Genomic DNA, 18,832 nt, shown 5'->3' with positions numbered 1-18,832 from the left:
GGCGCCGGTTCACGATGTCGATTGATGGATGCCGCGTTTATGAGCCCTTCAGCACGCCCGCTTCGAGCAGCCGCTGCTGCGTGTGCGCGTCGATGCCGAGCGCATTCAGCACGGCGCGCGTGTCAACTCCGAGCGCGGGCGGGGGCGTGCGATAGGTCGCGGGCGTGCGCGACAACTTGATCGGCGTACCGGTGCCGCGATACGCGCCGAGTTCGACGAGCAACTCGCGATGCAGCGTATGCGGATGCTTCGCGACGGCATCGATGGTCTGCACGGGGCCGCACGGCACGCCGGCGCGAATCAGCTCCGCCGCGAGCGGCTCGCACGCGTGCTCCCGAAGCAACGCTTCGAGCGCCTCCTTCAATTCCGGGCGATGCGCGCAGCGGCTCTTGTTGTCGACGAAACGCGGATCGTCGGCGAGTTCGGGCGCGTCGAGATGCGCGCAGAGCTTCGCGAACTGCCGATCGTTGCCGACGGCGAGAAAGACCGGCGCGGTCGCCGTGCGATAGCTGTCGTACGGCGCGATGTTCGGATGCGCGTTGCCGCTGCGCTGCGGCGTGCGACCGTTGCCGAAGTAGTTCGGCAGATGCGGATGCAGCAGCGACACGCCGCAGTCGTACAGCGCGATATCGAGCGACTGTCCGCGCCCGCTCTTCTCGCGTTCCGCGAGCGCGAGCAGGATGCCGGCCAGCGCGTTGAGGCCCGTCACCATGTCGACGATGGGCAGGCCCACGCGCAGCGCGGGGCCGTCGCGTTCGCCGTTGACACTCATCAGGCCTGCCATCGCCTGGATCGCGGCATCATAGCCGGGCAACCCGCCGAGTGGGCCGTCCGGACCGAAGCCTGAAACGGCGCAATGAATCAGGCGCGGAAAGCGCTTCGAGAGATCGCGTTCGTAATCCATGCCCCAGCGCGCGAGCGTGCCCGGCTTGAAGTTCTCCACGAGCACATCCGCGCCTTCGAGCAATTGCCACAGCACGTCGCGCCCTTCTTCGCGCGAGAGATCGACGCAGATGCCCTGCTTGTTGCGATTCACGCCGACGAAGTACGATGCGGTCTCGCCGACGAAGGGTGGCCCCCAGCCGCGCGTTTCGTCGCCATTCGGCGGTTCGAGCTTGATGACCTCGGCGCCGTGATCGGCGAGTGCCTGCGTGCAGTATGGGCCGCCGAGCACGCGGCTCAGATCGATCACGCGCAGGCCATGCAGCGCGCCGTTCACACGGGAAGTGCTCATCCTGCGGCTCCTTCGCGTTGCGGCAAGAGCGTCATGGCTTCATCGAGCGCGATGGGCGTCTCGTCGACGAGCCTGCGGACGAGCGGCGCATCGGCGCGCGCGTCTTGCGGCGCGAGCGGATCGCGCGGCATCAGCTTGTGGCGCACGATCAGATGCGCGAGCCCGAGCCTGCGATGATCCGGCGCGACGCGCGCCGCCTCCGCCGCCATGAACACGGCCGTGGTCGCGTGGTACAGCGCGCTCGCCGCCTCGCGCACGGATTCGTCGCGGCCGCATTCGGCGACGCTGTCGAGGGCGATGGAGGCGCGCGAGAACACGTCGCGTAACGACGCGATGCTCGCCGATGGCAATGCGGCATCGTCGAGCAGCGCACCTACGTATTGCGCGAGCGCATCGAGCGCGCCTTCGCGCCGCGCCGCGCGCGCCACGTCCAGCGCGACGATATTGCTCGTGCCCTCCCAGATCGAGCCGAGATGCGCATCGCGCACGAGACGCGGATCGGCCCACTCCTCGATATAGCCGACGCCGCCGCGCACTTCCATTGCGTCGCCCGTCGCGCGGCGCGCATCGCGGCACGCGCGGAACTTGACGAGCGGCGTGAGAATGCGCACGCACTTGGCCGCGAGCGCATCGCCGCGATCGGCGCGCGCGAGCAGGGTCGCGATCTGCATGAACATCGAGCGGGCCTGTTCGGCGGGCAGCATCAGCTTGAGCAGTTGGCGCTGCATCAGCGGCATGTCGATGAGCTTGCGGCCGAACGCCTCGCGATTGCGTGCGACGTGCAGCGCCTCGGTCAGCGCGCGGCGCATGAGGCCCGCGGCGCGCACGCCGTTGGAGAGCCGCGACATGTTGATCATGTCGGCCATCTGATGAAAGCCGCGCCCCACTTCGCCGATCAGATACGCCTGCGCGCCTTCCAGCACGATCTCGCCGCTCGCCATCGAGCGGCTGCCGAGCTTGTCCTTCAGGCGCACGATGCGATACGCGTTGCGCGTGCCGTCCTCGAGCGTCTTCGGCAGCAGAAAGAGCGCAAGACCCTTGATGCCTTCGGGGGCGTCGTCGGGGCGCGCAAGGACCATCGCGAGATCGGCGTCGGCATTCGAGCAGAACCATTTGTCGCCCGTGAGCTTCCACACTTCATTGCCCTTGGCATCGACGCTGCGCATCGCGCGCGTTGCGATGCGGCCCACGTCGGAGCCGGCCGCCTGTTCCGTCATAAACATCGCGCCCTGATAGAGCGTGTAGAAATCCTGCGATGCGAGCATCGGCAGATAGCGGTCGATCAATTCCTTCGAGCCGAAGCGGCGCAGGGTGCGCGTGAGCGAATCGGTCATGCTCACGGGACAGCACAGGCCGAATTCGGCCTGCACGAAGAGATACGTGAGCGCGTACTTGACGAGCGGCGGCGGCGCGTCATCGCGATGACTCATCGCGGCGAGCCCGAGCTCGCTGTACGCCACGCGTTCGAGCGCGACGTAATCCGGATGCTTGTCGATGTGCTGCAGCGCTTCGCCGCGCCGCGTGCGCTGCCGCAATTCCGGCGGATGATGGTCGGCGCGGGTTGCCCACGCATCGAGTTCGTCGGATGCGCGCCGACCGAGATCGACGAGCTTTGCCTCGATGCCGCGATAGGCCGTCTCGCCCAGATAGCTTCTGAGCAGCGCGCTGAACGACGGATCGCTCTCGAAGAAATTGATGCCGCGGCTGTCCGGAATGTTGGATGTGCCGTCTTCCCGGCTGTTTCCGAGCATTGACTGTCTCCTGGTTTCTTGTGCGGCGCAATCGGAATTGCGCGATTCGAAGACCAGACTACGTTCGTGCTCGATAACCGTCCAATACAATTAATGGCATGTACGATAAGATGCATTTATCGTCACGCGGGAGCAAAGCCGATGGAACTGAAGCAGCTTCGATACTTCGTCGCGGTCGCGGAGGAACTGCATTTCGGGCGCGCCGCGCGCCGGCTCTTCATCTCTCAGCCCGCGTTGAGCTTCGATATCCGGCGCTTCGAGGAGCAACTGGGCGTGAAACTCCTCGAGCGCAGCAACAAGGCGGTTGCACTGACCAACGCAGGGCATGTCCTGCTCGGTGAAGCACGGCGCCTCCTGCAACAGGCCGACGAAGTCGAGCGGGTCACTACACGCTCCGCGCACGGGCTCGCGGGACGTCTGCGCATCGGCTTCGTCAATTCGATGTTGTATCGCGGCCTGCCGGAAGCGGTGCAGCGTTTCGAGGCCGATCATCCTTCCGTCGAGATCGTGCTGAAGGAGATGAACACGGCTGAACAGGCGCGCGCGCTGCAGCAATTGCATATCGATCTCGGCTTCGCGCACTGGGGGCATTTTCCGGCCGAGGTCGAGACACATGTGTGGTCATCGGAGGCGTTTCTCTGTTGCCTGCCGGTGGAGCATCGGCTGGCAAAGCGACGGCGCATCGACCTGAGCCAGCTCTCGCGCGATCCCTTCATTCTGTTTCCGCGCGCCGTTTCCCCGCACTATCACGATCAGATCATCGCGACGTGTGTGGACGCGGGTTTTAGCCCGAAGATTCGCCACGAAGCGCGTCTGTGGCAAACGGTCGTGACGATGGTCGAGTTCGGCATGGGGGTGGCGCTCGTGCCTCGGGCTTTGGCAAGCGCCCAATCGCAGCAGGCAGTGTTCAGGCCGCTCACCCGCAATCCGTTTCCTTCGCAGATCTTGCGATTGACGCGCGCGGAGAGCCATTCGGATGTCGCCGAGAGCTTCGTGACGTTTCTACGGGAGGCGTAGCGCCATCCCGGCGCGAGGAGTGAATCACTCGCTCCCGCTCAGGTGGATGACACACCTACTGCGCAGCGATGTGTTCGTAGAAACGGATGCGGCAGCAACGATAAATCGAAGAAGAGAGCATTTGAAACATTGAACAAGGCAAGATGTTTTTTCTGCTGTTCGGTTTACTTCCATGTCGGAACAAAGTAACCTTTCCCCCGCTGTGATGATTCCCGGCAACGGTTGCCAGCGGCGAAAAACCTTCGCCTGACAGTCAGAAAATTTGACGTCACCGACTCGCAATCGCTGCACATGTTACCGATGACACAACGAGCATCTCGTTGATCATATTCGGGCGCTCGCAATCGTTTGCTCGGCGGCCCCGCTACCCGAACACATGCCGATCATGCGTTTCGGGATTGCTTCAATGAATCTGTACCGCCCTGGCTTTCCCGGCGCGCATGGCGTGCCCCGAGGTCGATATCGAATTCGACTTCGAATAGTCATCTGGATAACTAACGACTGCTCGTCGTGACATTGGCCGCTCGCTTTGCGACCAATGCTCGCATCGTTTTGTCCATCATTGAATGATTCCCGGCGGTGCCCTGTTTTCGCCAAGAACGTGCATCTTCTTTAGTCATCCTTATTGTTATGAAGAATCGATACCAGGCTTCCTCGCTGTTCTCCCATTCTCTGTCCACAAGCAAGACCGCTGCCATCGTCGCGACGGTCGCGGTGAGCGCGATGCTCGCCGCATGCGGCGGCGGCGACAGCGCCACCGATGCCGCGACGGGCAAAGCCGCCTCACCGAAATCCACCGTGAAGGCCGCGAGCAACAATGGCTCGATCTTCTACGGCATGAACGGCCATAACAACGGCGGCGGCGCGTACGACATCTCGAGCCCGCAGTTGCAGCTCTCGCAGTTGCAGGACCTCGGCGCGACGATCTACCGCAACGAGGTGTACAACCAGGCATCGGCGAACAAGCTTGCGGGCATCGCCAAGACGATGGCCGACGGCGGCGTGACGGTCTATCCGGTGATGCTGCTGAGCCTGAACTACAACAGCGAGGACGATGCCTACAATGCGGGCTTCACGCTCGGCCAGCAGACGGCGAGCGCCTACCGCTACAAGTACTACGAGGTCGGCAACGAACTGGAAGCCAAGACGCTCAATGGCAACGTCGACGGCGTGCTCTGGAACCAGTACAACAACTGGTCGTACACCCTCGCGCGCGGCGTGCTTCGCGGGCTGATCGCGGGCGTGAAGTCGGTCGACAGCTCGGCGAAGATCGTCCTGGGCGGCACGTGGCTGCACTATGCGTTCTACCAGATGCTCGCGGACGGCTCGCAGCCCGACGGCACCTGGGGTCATCCGACGGTGAGCTGGGACATCACCGCATGGCACTGGTATTCGAACGAAGGCGACATCACGCACGCATGCGGCGGCACGGGCTGTCACGACGTGCTCTCGGTGCTTCACAACATGGGCAAACCGATCTGGATCAACGAGTTCGGCGTGCGTCCGGACTATGGCTCGTACAATCAGATCGCGTCGTACATAACCGGCAACACGATGATGGCGCAATACGTGAGCGTGGCGTCGAAGTACAACATCCAGTCGATCCAGGCCTTCGAGCTCTATGACGATGGTGAAGGCGACTACGGGCTCATCGAAGCCGATGGCACGACGAAGAAACCCGCGTACTGGTCTTACAAGGACTTCGTGCAAAGCAACCCGATGTAAGCGCAGCCGCCGGGCACGAAGGGATCGCGCACGCCTGCGATACGTTGGCTGCGCGTTGCCGGCTCTTCCGGCACCATTACGTGCTGCGACGCCAGGCGTGCTCCTTCAATGCCTGCGCCAGCGTTTCCGTCGGCCACTGCTCGTCGAGCGCCTGTCGAAGCAGCGCCTGCTGGCTCTTCGGCGCGAGGCCGCCAACCGGCGGATCGCGGTCCAGATTCGTCGGGAAGGCGTACCCTTCCGCGCACGACGCGATGACAGCCTCGATCGCCGTATCGCTCATGCGGCCGGTCGATATGTAATCGCTCAGGACCGGATAGACGGCCTCGCACATGCGCGCGCGATCGACTGTTTCCATCGCACGGCCGTATGCGGACGACACTTGCAGCAAATTCGCCATGCGCTGCACGTCGCGCGTGCGATTGGCGCCCGCCGCATGAAATAGCGCGGGACTGAAGAACAGGGCGTCGCCTTTCGCGAGCGGCAACTGCACGTAGTTCGCTTCGAAGTACTCGCGAAAGTCCGCGCGCCGCCACGCCAGATAGCCCTGCGCATAGCGTTGCGAGAATGGAAGCAGCTTCGTCGGTCCGCTCTCGACCGGCATGTCGCTGTGCGCGACCGCTCCCTGAAGTGTCAGGAACGGCGACATCGCGTGCACATGCGCGGGATAGCGCCGCACCTCGTCGGCGGTCTGGAAGCCCAGATGATAGTCGCGATGCGCCTGCTGCGCCTCCCCGCCCGGACGCACGACGTTGACCTGCGACGTCATCTGGAAGCAGGGACCGAGCCAGGCTTCCGACATACACGTGAGATACGGATTCGCGAAGTAGTGTGCAAAGACGCGAGGCGCTTGCAGACACAGCTTTTCCTGCGCGTTCCAGATGCGATCGTTCGCGCCGGCCTTCGCGAAGTGGTCGGCACCGCTCGCGCCCTGCTCGCGCTCCTGCCGGATGATCGACTCGAAAATCGCGGTGGCTTCATCGACGGGTCCGACGTCCGCATACGCATTCTTCAGCACCAGCACGCCCGCGCCGTCGCGCAGCACCGTGGCCCATTCGGCCTGCAACGCCATGCGCCGCGATGCATCGATCAGCGCTTCGCCGAGCGCGCCGCAGTCGTAGAGAGGAATGTTTCGCCGGACGTCGGCTGCGAACGTCAGCTCGGGCGCGGTTGCCCGCTCCACGAGAAGCGCAAGCTCATCGAGCGAGCAGCCGCTTTCGCCATACCAGTTCGTGTCGTTCATGTCTCGCTCCACTTTTGAACAAGCATAGCGGCTTCGGCGAGAAGCGAACCATCATAAATGCATCAAAAGACCATCAAGCAATGGGGCGGAAGACGTCGTGGACGCGCTGCGGCACGAGCGGCCGCCGTCGGCGTGACGCCGGAGAACATTCCGGAGGCCATCGCCGGCGGCGTCTGAAATCAGTCGCCCTCGCCTGCTCGCGCCGCCTTGTATCGCCCGGGGGTGGAACGATGCGAGCAAGCCAGATCCGCGATCCCGCGCTGCGCGCGTGGGTCGCCATGCAATCGACCGATATGAACAAGGAGCAAGCATGAAAGCCGCTGTCGTCAGCAAGGCGGGAACGAAGCCCGTCTGGACGGAATTCGAGGAACCCGTTGCCTCGCAGGATCATCGCCTCGTGCACATCGGCGCATCGGCGCTCAGTCACTTGACGCGCGCGAGGGCGTCGGGCCAGCATTATTCGTCGTCGAATACGTATCCGTTCGTTGCGGGCGCCGATGGCGCCGGCCGTCTCGACAATGGCGAGCGCGTCTATTTCTTCAGCCCCGTCGCACCGTTCGGCGCGATGGCGGAACGCACGCTCGTGCCTGGCGAGCATTGCCTCCCGCTATCCGACGCGCTCGATGACGCCACCGCCGCCGCCATCGCGATTCCCGGCATGTCCTCGTGGGCCGCGCTCACCGAGCGGGCGAATTTCGTCGGAGGCGAGACGGTGTGGATAAATGGGGCGACCGGCGCGTCGGGACAGCTCGCGGTGCAAGTCGCGAAACGCCTCGGCGCGGGCAGGATCATCGCGACGGGACGCAACCCGGCCGTGCTGGACAAGCTGCGCTCCCTGGGCGCCGATGCGACGTTCGTCCTCAGCGACGACGAAGCCGCGATGAGCCGCGCATTCGAAGCGCCCTTCGCCGAGGGCGTCGATGTCGTGTTCGATTATCTGTGGGGGCCGAGTGCGCGCGCCATGCTCATTGCCGCCGCGCGTGCGTCCGAGGACCAGCGCGCGCTGCGCTTCGTGCAGATCGGCTCGATCAGCGGCGGCGAGATCGCCTTGCCCGCCGCCGTGCTGCGCTCGAGCGCGATCACGCTGCTTGGAAGCGGCCTCGGCAGCATCGCGTTGCCGCGCCTGCTGGCTGCGGCGCAGGCGGTGCTGGATGCGGCTGCGGCGGGCGGCCTGAAGATTGATGCGAAGGCAATCGCGATGCCTCAATCGAGCGAGCATTGGGACGACAACGGCAAGGAGCGCATCGTGTTCGTGACGGCTTGACGGCACGCCAGTTCGATCAGCACCTCCGCAAGCACCCGCGCCCCAGCGGCCAGATCCGCCGACGACGTGAACTCGGCCTCGCAATGCGTGAGCCCGAGATGCGACGGCACGAAGATCATGCCGGTCGGACAGACGGGATGCAGATAACGCGCATCGTGGCCCGCAGTCGAGAGGATGTCGCGATGCGGCAGATCGAGCCGCGCCGCCGCATCGCGAATCAGTCCGCGCAGCGAGGCGGGAAATTCGAGCGACATCGCCGTGGACAACTCCGTCACCTGCACGGCACAAACGCCCGCATGCGCTTCGCAAAGTGGCCGGACCTTGTCGCCCAGCGCTTGCAGCACCTGCGAATCCGGGTGCCGCAGATCGATCGAGAAGTCGACCGAACTCGGCACCACCGACGGCGCGCTCGGCTTCACGTCGAAGCGGCCCACGGTGAACTTCACGATGTCCTCCGCGTCGTGCAATGCATCGGCGAGCGCTCGCACCATCGCGATGGCGGCAAGCAAGGCGTCCTTGCGCTCCGCGCGCGTCGATGTGCCCGCGTGCGCGGCTTCGCCGTCCACACGAACCTTGAACGTGCGCTTGCCCTGAATGCCGGTGACGACGCCGATCGTGAGCCCTTCCTTCTCCAGTTGCGGGCCTTGCTCGATGTGCGCCTCAACATATGCTGCGGCGCGTTCGCCCAGCCAACGCTCGGGCACGTCACGCAGGGATTCGCGCACGTCCGCCAGCGCCTTTTCGACGGTGACGCCGGTCGCATCCGCGACGGCGAGCACCGTGTCCAGCTCGCGCGCGCCTGCGAATACCGCCGAGCCCATCATGCCCGGCGCGAAACGCGAGCCCTCCTCGTTCATCCACGCGACGATGTCGATCGATGCACGCGGCCTCGCACCCGACGCAATGATCGCCTCCACCGCTTCGAACGCGGCCAGCACGCCGTAGACGCCATCGAACCTGCCGCCGGTCGGCTGGCTGTCGAGATGCGATCCCGACAACACCGGCGCGGCGCTCGGGTCCGTGCCTTCGAGCCGCAGAAACAGATTGCCGATTGCATCGACTGACGGCTTCAGGCCGAGCGAATTGCCCCAGTCAACGAGTTGACGCTGTGCCTCGGCGTCCTCCTTCGACAACGCCTGCCGGTTCACGCCGCCCTTCTCCGTCGCGCCGATGCGCGCCATCGCAGCGAGCCGCCCGGCAAGCCGCTTTTCATCGACGAACGTGCTTGCGCGTGTCGTTGTGTTCGCGCTCATGACGTCTTCATGATCTGGGCGGCCACGGCGCGGGGATCGCGCGGCAGCCAGCGGTTCTGCTCGACCATCGCGAGGAACTCGCCAACGTGCTGATTGAAGAGCGCCGGTTCCTCGAGATTGAGCGTGTGGCCCGTCTTCGGCATCACGACAAGACCGCTCGCCGGCACCGTGCGCTTGAGATAGATGCCCGGCTGAAGACAATGATCGTCCTCGTCGCCCACGACGACGAGCGTCGGCACCGTCATCGACTGCAGGCGCGCTTCGAGGTCGTAGATCGACGGACGGCGCGCCTGCACGCCGCGCATCGTCAACGCGGAGCCGCGTGCGGAATGTTCGCCCAGCATCGTCGCGAATTCGAGCCAGCCGCGCGGATCCTTCACCTGAAACGCGATGCGCGACGCCGCGAGCGCATACGTCTGCGCGAACTGCCGCGAGCCTTGCGCCTCGAACTGCTTGGCGACTTCCAGCGACACTTCGCGGAAGTAGTCCTCGAACGCCTTCTCCGCGCCATAGCCCGCGCCCGCGACGACGAGCGAACGCGCCCGCTCCGGATAGTCGAGCCCGAAGTGCAGCGTCGCGAAGCCGCCCATCGACAGGCCGACGATATGCGCGCGGTCGATCTTGAGCGCATCGAGCACATCGCGGATATCGCGCGCCGCGATCGCCTGCGAGTACTGCTCGATGTCCTCCGGCACGTCCGACGGCGCATAGCCGCGCGCCGCGAACGCGATGCATCGATAGCGCCGGCTGAAGTAGCGCATCTGCGGCTCCCAGCTGCGCAGATCGCCGCCGAATTCATGCACGAATATGATCGGCGTGCCCTCGCCCGCTTCCTCGTAGTACAGGTTCACATCGTCTGTCGTTTTCAGATACGGCATGCTCGCCCTCTTCAGAATTGATTCGCGGGTTCCTTGATCGAACGCGCGCGCTCGACCATCGAAGGCAGCAGTTCGCAGAAGCGATCGGCCCAATGCTCCGGCACCGTGAGGCTCACTTTCACGAAACGATGCCCGAATTCCTTCGTGTGATACGCGCCCTGGCGAATCATCACGCGCTCGGCCTGGAACGCCTCGACGAGCGCCTCGGGCGCGATGCCCGCACCGATCGTCTCGACGACGAGCAAATTCGCCTGCGACGGATACACTGGCACGCTCAACCCTTCGACGTTCTTCGCCGCTTCGACGACCGCCGCCTGATTGCGCCGCTGACGCCGCTGAATGTCCGGAAACCATTCGCGCTTCGTGCGCAGCCCGGCGATGGCCGCGCGCTGCGACAGCACGTTGCTGCCGAGATTGTTCGGCGGCGCCGACGCAAAGCGCTCGATCAGGTCCGGATGCGCGATCACCGCGCCAAGACGCATGCCCGCGAGACCGAGCCACTTCGAAAAACTGTACGTGACGATGGTCTTCTCCGGATAGAAACGGTACGCCGGCGTAAAGCTGTCCGCGAACTGGAAGTAGGTCGCATCGTGAATGAAATACGCGCCGACCGCCCGCGCGATCTCCGCGAACTCGCGAATCTCGTCTTCCGTGTGGCACGTGCCGAGCGGATTGTTCGGATCGACGAGATAGATGACACCGGTGTTCTCGTTCACCGCCGCGCGCAATTGCGCGGGCGTGAGCTTGTACTTCTGCTCGGGCGAATAGATGGGCAATTCGATCACGCGCGAGCCCGCGCGCGCGGCGAACTGCATCGGCCAGGCCCAGCTCGGGTTGGTCGTGACGAAGTCCCTGCCCGGCTCGCAGAGGTTGCGGCAGACGTTGTACAACGCTTCGACGGCGCCGTCGGTGACCATCACCGAGGCATCGGGCAGGCCGACGTCGTCGCGAATCAGTTGCCGCAATTCCTCGAAACCGAGCGGCGGCGCGTAGGCGTGATACTCGCCGCCGTCCAGCACGGCGATCACGGCTTGCCGCACTGCCGGATGCGGCTCGAAGTGGTTGGTATTCTGGCCGAGCCACATCAGCCCTTCGCTGTTGCACAGCCGGTCGAAATACGCGTTGCGCTCCTCGAATCGACGCATGACGTTCCCCCTCAGATGATGGAACGGCGCGATGCGATGCCGCCGTCGATGGTGACGATCGTGCCCGTGATGTACGCCGCGCGATCCGACGCGAGCCACACGATCAGGTCGGCCACTTCCTCCGCCTGGGCGGCGCGCTTGCCGGGATACTTGTCGAAGAGCTCTTCCCAGCGGGTTTCGTCGTTGTACCAGTCGAGCGCGCGCCGCTTCATCAGCTTGACCATGCGGTCGGTGGCGACCGGCCCCGGATTCACGCCGACCACGCGGATGCCGTCATCGAGCGCCCAGCCGCCGATGGCGCGCGTGAAGGCCATCATCGCGGCATTGCCCGTCGAGCCGATGATGTAGTTCGCGTCCCAGTTCTCGCCCGAGTTGCCGATGTCGTTGACGATCACGCCGCCGCCGCGCTGCTTCATCGACGCATACAGCTCGCGCGTCAGCGTGACGTAGGAAAAGATCTTCATGTCGAGGCTCGCGCGCCAGTCGGCGTCCGTCATCTTGTCGAGCGGGCCGGGGCTCGAATCGGCGGCGTTGTTCACGAGGATGTCCGCGTTCGGGCAGGCGCGCGCCAGATCGATGGCGTTCTGCGTCACCGACAGATCCGTTGCATGCACGTGCACGCGCGTGCCGTGCTTCGTCGCGATCTCGTCCTGCGCGCGATGCAGCGCATCGGCGGAGCGGGCCGCGAGATGCAGTTCCTCGATACCCTCGGCGGCGAAGCGCCAGGCCGTCGCCAGACCGATTCCCTTCGATGCGCCGGTGATGAGCGCGGACTTGCCTCTGAAGTTCAGTTCCATGTTTCGCCTCTCATGTATCTATATAAGACTATACTGAATACATAAATTAGCACAATGGAATACAAACAGGAATCAAAATTTGCCAGAATGGTTTGCGCAGGCAAAAAAAACGGCATACGCGGGCGGCATGCCGTTTCGGTCCAGCGAATGAAGCGGCTCAGCGGTTCACCAGCTTCGCCGGGATCAGGAGGATCATCGCCGCGCCGGCGACGAGCACGCCCGCGGACACGTACATCGCAATCACGGATGTGTGCGTGAGATCGCGCAGCCAGCCGATGAGATACGGGCTCACGAAGCCCGCCAGCCCGGCGAAGGCGTTGATCGCCGCGATGCCCGCCGCCGCGCCCGTTCCGGCGAGAATCGCGGAGGGCAGCGCCCAGAAGAGCGGCCCCGGCGTCAGCACGCCTGCCGCGGCGAGCGACAGGCCGATCAGCGCGAGCGGCACGTTCGCGCCAGCACCCGCCGTGATGGCATAGCCGAGCGCGCCGAGCAGCATCGGCACGATCAGATGCCAGCGGCGCTCGCCGGTGCGGTCCGAGTTCCGCCCGAACGAGACCATCGCGATCGCGCCGAACACGAAGGGAATCGCCGAAAGCACGCCGATATGGAGCGCGCCCGTGACGCCCGACGCCTTGATGAGCGTGGGCATCCAGAAGGTCAGGCCGTACTGGCCCATGATCACGCAGAAGTAAACCAGCGCCATCAGCAGCATGCGCGGGTCGCGGAACACCTGGCCGACCGTCTCCGAGATGCGCGCGTGACGGCCCGCGCTGGAATCGAGCGCATTCGTGATGGCCGCGGCTTCCTCACGCGTGAGCCAGCGCGCGTCGCCCGGGCGGTTCTCCAGATAGAAGAACGCGGCGATGCCGAGAACCAGCGACGGAACGGCTTCGACGAGAAACAGCCAGCGCCAGCCGGGATGCCCGTGCGCACCGTTGAACGCCTCGAGAATCCAGCCCGACAGCGGCCCGCCGATGATGCCAGCGAGCGGAATGCCCACCATGAAGATCGCGAGCACGTGCGAGCGGCGGCGCGCCGGATACCACTGCATCAGATACAGCACGATGCCCGGATAGAAGCCTGCTTCCGCCGAGCCGAGCAGAAAGCGCAGGACGTAGAACTGCGTGGGCGTCTGCACGAAGAAGAACGCCGCGGAAATGATCGCCCACGTCACCATGATGCGGGCGATCCACGCCTTCGCGCCGACGCGCTGCATGAGGAGATTGCTCGGCACCTCGAACAGGAAGTAGCCGATGAAGAACACGCCCGCGCCCAGCCCGTAGATGGTCTCGCTGAACTGCAGGTCGCTCAGCATCTGGAGCTTCGCAAAGCCGATGTTGACGCGATCGAGATACGCCGCCACATAGCAGAGGATCAGGAACGGGATGAGCCGCAGCGTCACCTTCCGATAGGTCTGGTCTTCGATCTTCTGTGCTTGCCCTACGTCGCTCGCGGCATGCAGCGTGTCGCTCATCACCTGCTCCTTGTTCCTGGCGTACGTTGTCGGTGTCAGTGGAAATCCGGTTTGCTGTATCTTTGATCGAATTTCTTGTATCCAGATAATACTCAAACAAAATACAATGCAAGGAGTTTTTCAGAAACGCGGCGACGAGCCTGCCATGAATCGCAGGCGGCTCGCTCCGGAGAGGTGACGGGAAATGCGCGCGGAAGCAGGACGCGCCGCGCGAAAGAAGCGCCTATTCGGCGACTTCGGCGGGCTCGGGGAAGAGCGCGATGAAATCGAGCATCTGTTCGCCGAGCAGATTGACGTGAGCGGACATCGCCTTGTCGGCGGCGTCGCCGTCGCCGCGCTCGATGGCGGCGATCACCTGCTCGTGCTCGTCGACGGTATCGAGCCGTCGCCGCACTTTCTGCGTGACCATCTTGCGATAGATCGACACGCGGTTGCGCAGGCTGCGCGTCTGATCCGCGAGGAACTCGTTCTGGCTCGCCTCGTAGACGATCTCGTGGAAGCGCCGGTTGATCTCGTAGAAAGCGTCGACCTGGCCGGAGTCGAGCGTGGCGCGCAACTCGTCCTGCGTGTCGCGCAGGCGCTGGATCTGCTGCGGCGTCGCGCGCCGCGCGGCGAGACGCGCGCACAGCCCTTCGAGCTCGGCCATCACCTGGAACATTTCGAGCAGCTTGCGCGCGGACAGCGCCGCGACCATCGCGGGCTGGCGCGGCCGCATCGTGATCAAGGCCTCCGATGCGAGCTGGCGCAGCGCCTCGCGGATCGGCGTGCGCGAGCATTCGAAGCGTTCGGAAAGCTCGGTTTCTTCCAGCCGCGAACCGGGCGGAAGCCGCCCTGACAGGATTTCGCTCTCAAGCGTCGTCAGAATCTCGTCCGCTCGCGTGGTCATCTGTATCTCCAAAGCCCGTTGCTTGTATTTCTTGCGGGCTCGATTGTCGCATGAATCGGCGCGTTCACCGCCTCGCGGATTCCTTGACAAGCCCGGAGTTAGACATCCCATCCGGACCGCACCGAACGCCGCGGCGCGAGATGCGCCGTCAACACGACATGCAGAATCTCGACGAAGCGCCGCGCCGCGTTCGACAACGGCTCGATATGCGAATACAGAAGGCTCGCCGTCAGCCGATGCGCATCGTCCGCGCGCAGCGGCACGACATCGAGCGCGTCGCGCATGGCATCGTCGATGCAGAACGGATCGACGATCGCGACGCCCACGCCCTCCCTCGCAAGCGTGCAGGCGCTGATCGCCGAGCGCACGCGCACGATCGGCTCGGGCCGCCGCTCGTTCCTGAACACCTTCCCGACGATGCGCCCAAGCGGCGTGTCGTGCTCGTAATCGATCCACGGCATGCCCGCGATCTGCTTCGGATCGAGCGCGCGCCGCCGTGCGAGCGTGCCCTTCTTCGCGACGCACAGCACCTGCCCGCTTTCCATCGGCATGGTCACGATATTCGGATGCTCCACCTCGAACATCGACACGCCGATATAGCCCTTGCCGAACAGCACGCGCGGCACGAGATGGTTGTGCGTGAGCGGCTCGAACTGGATCGGCAACTGCCGGAACTCCGCATGAAAGCGCGCGATGGCGAGCGGCACCAGATGCACGCCGAGACTCGGGCTGCACACGATGTTCAGCTTGCCGCTCGAGCCGTCCGACAGCGAGCGCACGAGATTGTCCACGCGCTCGATACCCTCATACGCGCGCATCACTTCTTCGAAAATGCGTTTCGCTTCCGGCGTCGGATACAGACGTCCGCGCATGCGCTCGAACAGCAGAAAGCCGAGACGGCTTTCCGTCACTTGCAGCACGCGGCTCACCGAGGGCTGCGCGACATAGAGCGAGCGCGCGGCCTCGCTGATGGAGCCCGTCATCATGATTGCCCGAAACACCTCGATCTGACGCAGGCTCATCGTGCGTGAGTGAGGGATTTCATCGTCGTAGTTCATCGGATATCTGCCGCTGCGGGCGATAGGTTTTCGTCGCTCCGCAGTGTAGCGCGGCAGCGGACCGCGCGGCGCGTCCATGCATTGCGTCTATGGGACACCAAATTTGAACTATTTCACGGCGCCAATCGCCGTTGATATCGTGCGGAGAAGGTCGATCCATCCACGTCGAGTCATGTCCGATCCCATCTACTTTCTCAACCCGAACGGTCTCGCGGACGTCACGCGAGACATCGAAAAGACCGTGCGCGCGCTGCGCGCCGAAACGGACGCGCCCGCGGCGTTCGAGACGCTCTTCGCCGTCGATGGCGGCATCGAGACGCAGCGCGATGCGGACCGCGCCGCCGTCGCCGTCGCGGATTTCGTCGCGCGGCACGAAGCGCGGGCGAGCGCCTTCGTCATCGCGTGCTACAGCGATCCGGGACTGCACGCCGCACGCGAAGCGACGAATAAGCCCGTGCTCGGCATCGGCGCGGCGGCGCTGGCGGTCGCGCTCGCGCGCGGCTCGCGCATCGGCGTGATCGCGGCCAGCACGCGCGGCATGCCGCGCCACTGGCGCACGTATCACGCGGCGCTTGTCGCGGACGCAGTGGCCGGCGAGCAGGCGGTGAATCTCGGCGTGGACGAATCCGGCAATCGCGCGGTCGCGCTCGACAAGCTCATCGCAACGGGCCGCGCCTTGCGCGATCAGGACGGCGCCGATGTGATCGTGCTCGGCTGCGCGGGCATGACGCCCTTGCGCGCCGATATGGAAGCGGCGCTCGGCGTGCCGGTGATCGATCCCTGTTCCACCGCCGCGTCGCTCGCGTTCGCGATCTGCCGTGAACGAGGCATCGCATGAACGCGACTTCGACGCCGCTTCCGCGTCTCGGCGTGCTCGGCGGCATGGGTCCGCTCGCGACGGCGGACTTTCTCGTCAAGCTGATTCACGCGACGCCCGCGACCTCCGATCAGGAACACATGCCCGTCATCGTGCACAACGTGCCGCAGGTGCCGGATCGCAGCACGGCTTTCCTCGCGGGATCGGATGCGCCCTGGCCGCATCTGCTCGACGGCCTGCGCACGCTCGAAGCGGCCGGTTGCGCGGCCATCGCGATTCCCTGCAACACTGCGCACGTGTGGCATCGCAGGCTTGCGAAGGAAACGGCACTGCCGGTGCTGCATATCGGCGAAGCGGCAATTCGTGCGCTCGCGCATCAATGTCCCGATGCGCAACGCGTCGGCATTCTCGCCACGGCCGCAACACTGAAAGCCCGCATCTATCACGATCAACTCAGCGCGAACGGTATCGAGGCGATCGAGCCTGACGAGGCAATGCAGGCGGAGAACGTCTCGGCGGGCATCGCAGCCGTGAAAGGCGGGCGCATCGACGAATCTCGCGCGCTGCTGACCGGCGCGGCGCGGGCGCTGATCGCACGCGGCGCGGACGCGCTGCTGCTCGCCTGCACGGAAATCCCCGTCGCGCTGGCCGGCGTCGCATTGGAAGCGCCCGCCGTCGATCCCACCGAAGCGCTCGCGCGCGCCTGTGTCGACTGGTGGCTCGCCGCGCGCAACGAACCCGCGCAACTCGAAGCGCAATTCTGATTCTTCAAGCGGATGAAAACACATGCAGCACTTTGACCTCACGATACGCAATGGTCTCGTCGCGTCGGACGAGGAAGTCTTCGAGGCCGATGTCGGCATCATCGGGGACCGCATCGTCGAAGTGGCGCGCGGTTTGCCCGCGGGCAAGCGCGACATCGACGCAACCGGCCAATACGTTCTTCCCGGCGGCATCGACACGCATTGCCACGTCGAGCAGCGCTCCGGCATGGGCATCATGGGCGCGGACGACTGGTACTCCGCGAGCGTCGCGGCAGCCTGCGGCGGCACGACGATGATCGTGCCCTTCGCCGCGCAGCATCGCGGGCATTCGCTCAGGCAGGTCGCGGAAGATTACGCGGCGCTCGCCGCGGCGAAGTCCGTGATCGACTACAGCTATCACCTGATCGTCTCCGAGACGGACAAAAAGACGCTTCAGGAAGACCTCGTCGACCAGATCCGCAAAGGCATCACGTCGTTCAAGGTCTACATGACCTACGAGCAACTCAAAATTGACGACTATCAGATGCTCGACGTCCTCGCGCTCGCCGCACGCGAACGCGCGCTCGTGATGGTGCACGCCGAGAACAACGACGTGATCCGCTGGGTCTCGCAGAAACTGCTGGAAAGCGGCCGCACCGCGCCGAAGTATCACGCGACGAGCCACGTCGCGCTGGCCGAATCCGAAGCGACGAATCGCGTCATTCAGCTCTCGAAGCTCTTCGATGTGCCTGTCCTGATCGTGCATGTCTCCGCGCAGGATGCCCTGACGACCATCGGCGCGGCGCAGCGCATGGGCGCGCGGGTGTATGGCGAGACGTGCCCGCATTATCTGCTGCTCACCGAGGACGCGATGGACCTCCCCGGCGTCGAGGGGGCGAAGTATTGCTGCAGCCCGCCGCTGCGCGATGCGAATGCACAGGAGGCGCTCTGGAGCGCGCTCAAGGAAGGCGTGCTGCAGACGGTGTCCTCGGATCACGCGCCTTATCGTTTCGACGCATCCGGCAAGCTGCCCCACGGCGACGCGACCACGTTCAAACAGATGGCCAATGGCATGCCCGGACTCGAAACGCGCCTGCCGCTGCTCTTCTCCGAAGGCGTCAACACGGGCCGCATGACGCTGCCCGAATTCGTCGCGCTGAGTGCGACGAACCACGCGCGCATGTACGGCATCGCGCCGCGCAAGGGTCTCGTGCAAGTGGGCGCGGACGCGGACATCGCCGTGTGGGATCCGCGTCACGAAGTCACGCTCGCGGCGTCCGCTCTGCACGATCGCGTCGGCTACACGCCTTACGAGGGCATGCGGGTCACGGGATGGCCGCGCACCGTGGTGAGCGCGGGCCGCGTGATCGTCGATGACGGCAGGTTCGATGCGCAGCCCGGCAGCGGCCGCTTCGTCCCGCGCTCGACGCCCTTGCCTTTCCAGAGCGAGCGTGAAGTATCCACGACCGGCCGGTTCTTCCGCGGACTCGCCGATGGACGAGCGCACAACGGCTTCGGCTACACCGATCGTCAAAACTGAAACTGAAACT

16 protein-coding genes are annotated in these 18,832 nt (G+C 64.8%); 6 read left to right on the top strand and 10 right to left on the bottom strand.

Going from position 1 to position 18,832, the window contains the following annotated elements:
* Nucleotides 1-37: 37 nt before the first annotated feature.
* Together AWB83_RS31835 and AWB83_RS31830 are read right to left on the bottom strand one after the other, a co-directional pair.
* On the bottom strand, nucleotides 38-1,234 hold the full coding sequence (locus tag AWB83_RS31835) for a CaiB/BaiF CoA transferase family protein (protein WP_087049604.1): 1,197 nt from the start codon (nucleotides 1,232-1,234) through the stop codon (nucleotides 38-40).
* Nucleotides 1,231-2,985, bottom strand: coding sequence for an acyl-CoA dehydrogenase family protein (locus AWB83_RS31830; RefSeq protein WP_087049603.1), 1,755 nt, complete (start codon nucleotides 2,983-2,985; stop codon nucleotides 1,231-1,233). Before AWB83_RS31830 ends, AWB83_RS31835 begins: the two co-directional genes overlap by 4 nt.
* 141 nt (nucleotides 2,986-3,126) lie before the next feature.
* On the opposite strand from AWB83_RS31830, the gene AWB83_RS31825 reads away from it, so the two are divergent.
* Nucleotides 3,127-4,002, top strand: a complete 876-nt coding sequence (locus tag AWB83_RS31825; protein WP_087049602.1) for a LysR family transcriptional regulator — start codon at nucleotides 3,127-3,129, stop codon at nucleotides 4,000-4,002.
* A 630-nt stretch (nucleotides 4,003-4,632) separates the two neighbouring features.
* Nucleotides 4,633-5,727 carry a lipopolysaccharide biosynthesis protein gene (locus AWB83_RS31820; RefSeq protein WP_087049601.1) on the top strand — a complete coding sequence of 365 codons (1,095 nt, stop codon included), beginning with the start codon at nucleotides 4,633-4,635 and terminating at the stop codon, nucleotides 5,725-5,727.
* Between the two features lie 76 nt (nucleotides 5,728-5,803).
* Here the strand turns inward: AWB83_RS31820 and AWB83_RS31815 are convergent, their stop codons facing one another.
* Complete coding sequence (locus AWB83_RS31815; protein ID WP_087049600.1) at nucleotides 5,804-6,967, bottom strand: phytanoyl-CoA dioxygenase family protein; 1,164 nt, start codon at nucleotides 6,965-6,967, stop codon at nucleotides 5,804-5,806.
* A gap of 310 nt (nucleotides 6,968-7,277) precedes the next feature.
* Here AWB83_RS31815 and AWB83_RS31810 point away from each other — a divergent pair, with 310 nt between their 5' ends.
* On the top strand, nucleotides 7,278-8,231 hold the full coding sequence (locus AWB83_RS31810) for a quinone oxidoreductase family protein (RefSeq protein ID WP_087049599.1): 954 nt from the start codon (nucleotides 7,278-7,280) through the stop codon (nucleotides 8,229-8,231).
* On the opposite strand, the gene AWB83_RS31805 is transcribed toward AWB83_RS31810, so the two are convergent.
* The 7 genes from AWB83_RS31805 to AWB83_RS31775 form a co-directional block, all read right to left on the bottom strand.
* A complete protein-coding gene (locus AWB83_RS31805; RefSeq protein WP_087049598.1) occupies nucleotides 8,171-9,484 on the bottom strand; it encodes a hydantoinase/carbamoylase family amidase in 1,314 nt (437 codons plus the stop codon). The genes AWB83_RS31810 and AWB83_RS31805 overlap by 61 nt on opposite strands.
* Nucleotides 9,481-10,362, bottom strand: coding sequence for an alpha/beta fold hydrolase (locus AWB83_RS31800; protein ID WP_087049597.1), 882 nt, complete (start codon nucleotides 10,360-10,362; stop codon nucleotides 9,481-9,483). The genes AWB83_RS31805 and AWB83_RS31800 overlap by 4 nt, the downstream gene beginning before the upstream one ends.
* An 11-nt stretch (nucleotides 10,363-10,373) precedes the next feature.
* Complete coding sequence (locus tag AWB83_RS31795) at nucleotides 10,374-11,507, bottom strand: pyridoxal phosphate-dependent aminotransferase (RefSeq protein WP_087049596.1); 1,134 nt, start codon at nucleotides 11,505-11,507, stop codon at nucleotides 10,374-10,376.
* Between the two features lie 11 nt (nucleotides 11,508-11,518).
* On the bottom strand, nucleotides 11,519-12,304 hold the full coding sequence (locus tag AWB83_RS31790; protein WP_087049595.1) for a short-chain dehydrogenase/reductase: 786 nt from the start codon (nucleotides 12,302-12,304) through the stop codon (nucleotides 11,519-11,521).
* 157 nt (nucleotides 12,305-12,461) lie between these two features.
* Nucleotides 12,462-13,778 (bottom strand): MFS transporter, encoded by a 1,317-nt coding sequence (locus tag AWB83_RS31785; protein WP_087049594.1) that lies wholly within the window; start codon nucleotides 13,776-13,778, stop codon nucleotides 12,462-12,464.
* A gap of 223 nt (nucleotides 13,779-14,001) precedes the next feature.
* Nucleotides 14,002-14,664 (bottom strand): GntR family transcriptional regulator, encoded by a 663-nt coding sequence (locus AWB83_RS31780; protein ID WP_087049626.1) that lies wholly within the window; start codon nucleotides 14,662-14,664, stop codon nucleotides 14,002-14,004.
* A gap of 98 nt (nucleotides 14,665-14,762) precedes the next feature.
* On the bottom strand, nucleotides 14,763-15,722 hold the full coding sequence (locus AWB83_RS31775) for a LysR substrate-binding domain-containing protein (RefSeq protein WP_159463097.1): 960 nt from the start codon (nucleotides 15,720-15,722) through the stop codon (nucleotides 14,763-14,765).
* A gap of 172 nt (nucleotides 15,723-15,894) precedes the next feature.
* Here AWB83_RS31775 and AWB83_RS31770 point away from each other — a divergent pair, with 172 nt between their 5' ends.
* Genes AWB83_RS31770 through hydA form a run of 3 tightly spaced genes read left to right on the top strand, consistent with a single transcriptional unit; the run spans nucleotide 15,895 to nucleotide 18,822 of the window.
* Complete coding sequence (locus tag AWB83_RS31770; protein ID WP_159463096.1) at nucleotides 15,895-16,560, top strand: aspartate/glutamate racemase family protein; 666 nt, start codon at nucleotides 15,895-15,897, stop codon at nucleotides 16,558-16,560.
* Entirely contained in the window at nucleotides 16,557-17,303 is a 747-nt protein-coding gene (gene cuyB / locus AWB83_RS31765) for a cysteate racemase (RefSeq protein ID WP_087049591.1), read from the top strand. Before AWB83_RS31770 ends, cuyB begins: the two co-directional genes overlap by 4 nt.
* Nucleotides 17,304-17,325: 22 nt before the next feature.
* Nucleotides 17,326-18,822, top strand: a complete 1,497-nt coding sequence (gene hydA, locus AWB83_RS31760; protein WP_087049590.1) for a dihydropyrimidinase — start codon at nucleotides 17,326-17,328, stop codon at nucleotides 18,820-18,822.
* Nucleotides 18,823-18,832 lie beyond the last annotated feature (10 nt).

It is taken from the genome of Caballeronia ptereochthonis (assembly GCF_001545075.1).
Lineage (GTDB): Bacteria > Pseudomonadota > Gammaproteobacteria > Burkholderiales > Burkholderiaceae > Caballeronia > Caballeronia ptereochthonis.
This window is presented reverse-complemented; position numbering and strand designations above follow the sequence as displayed.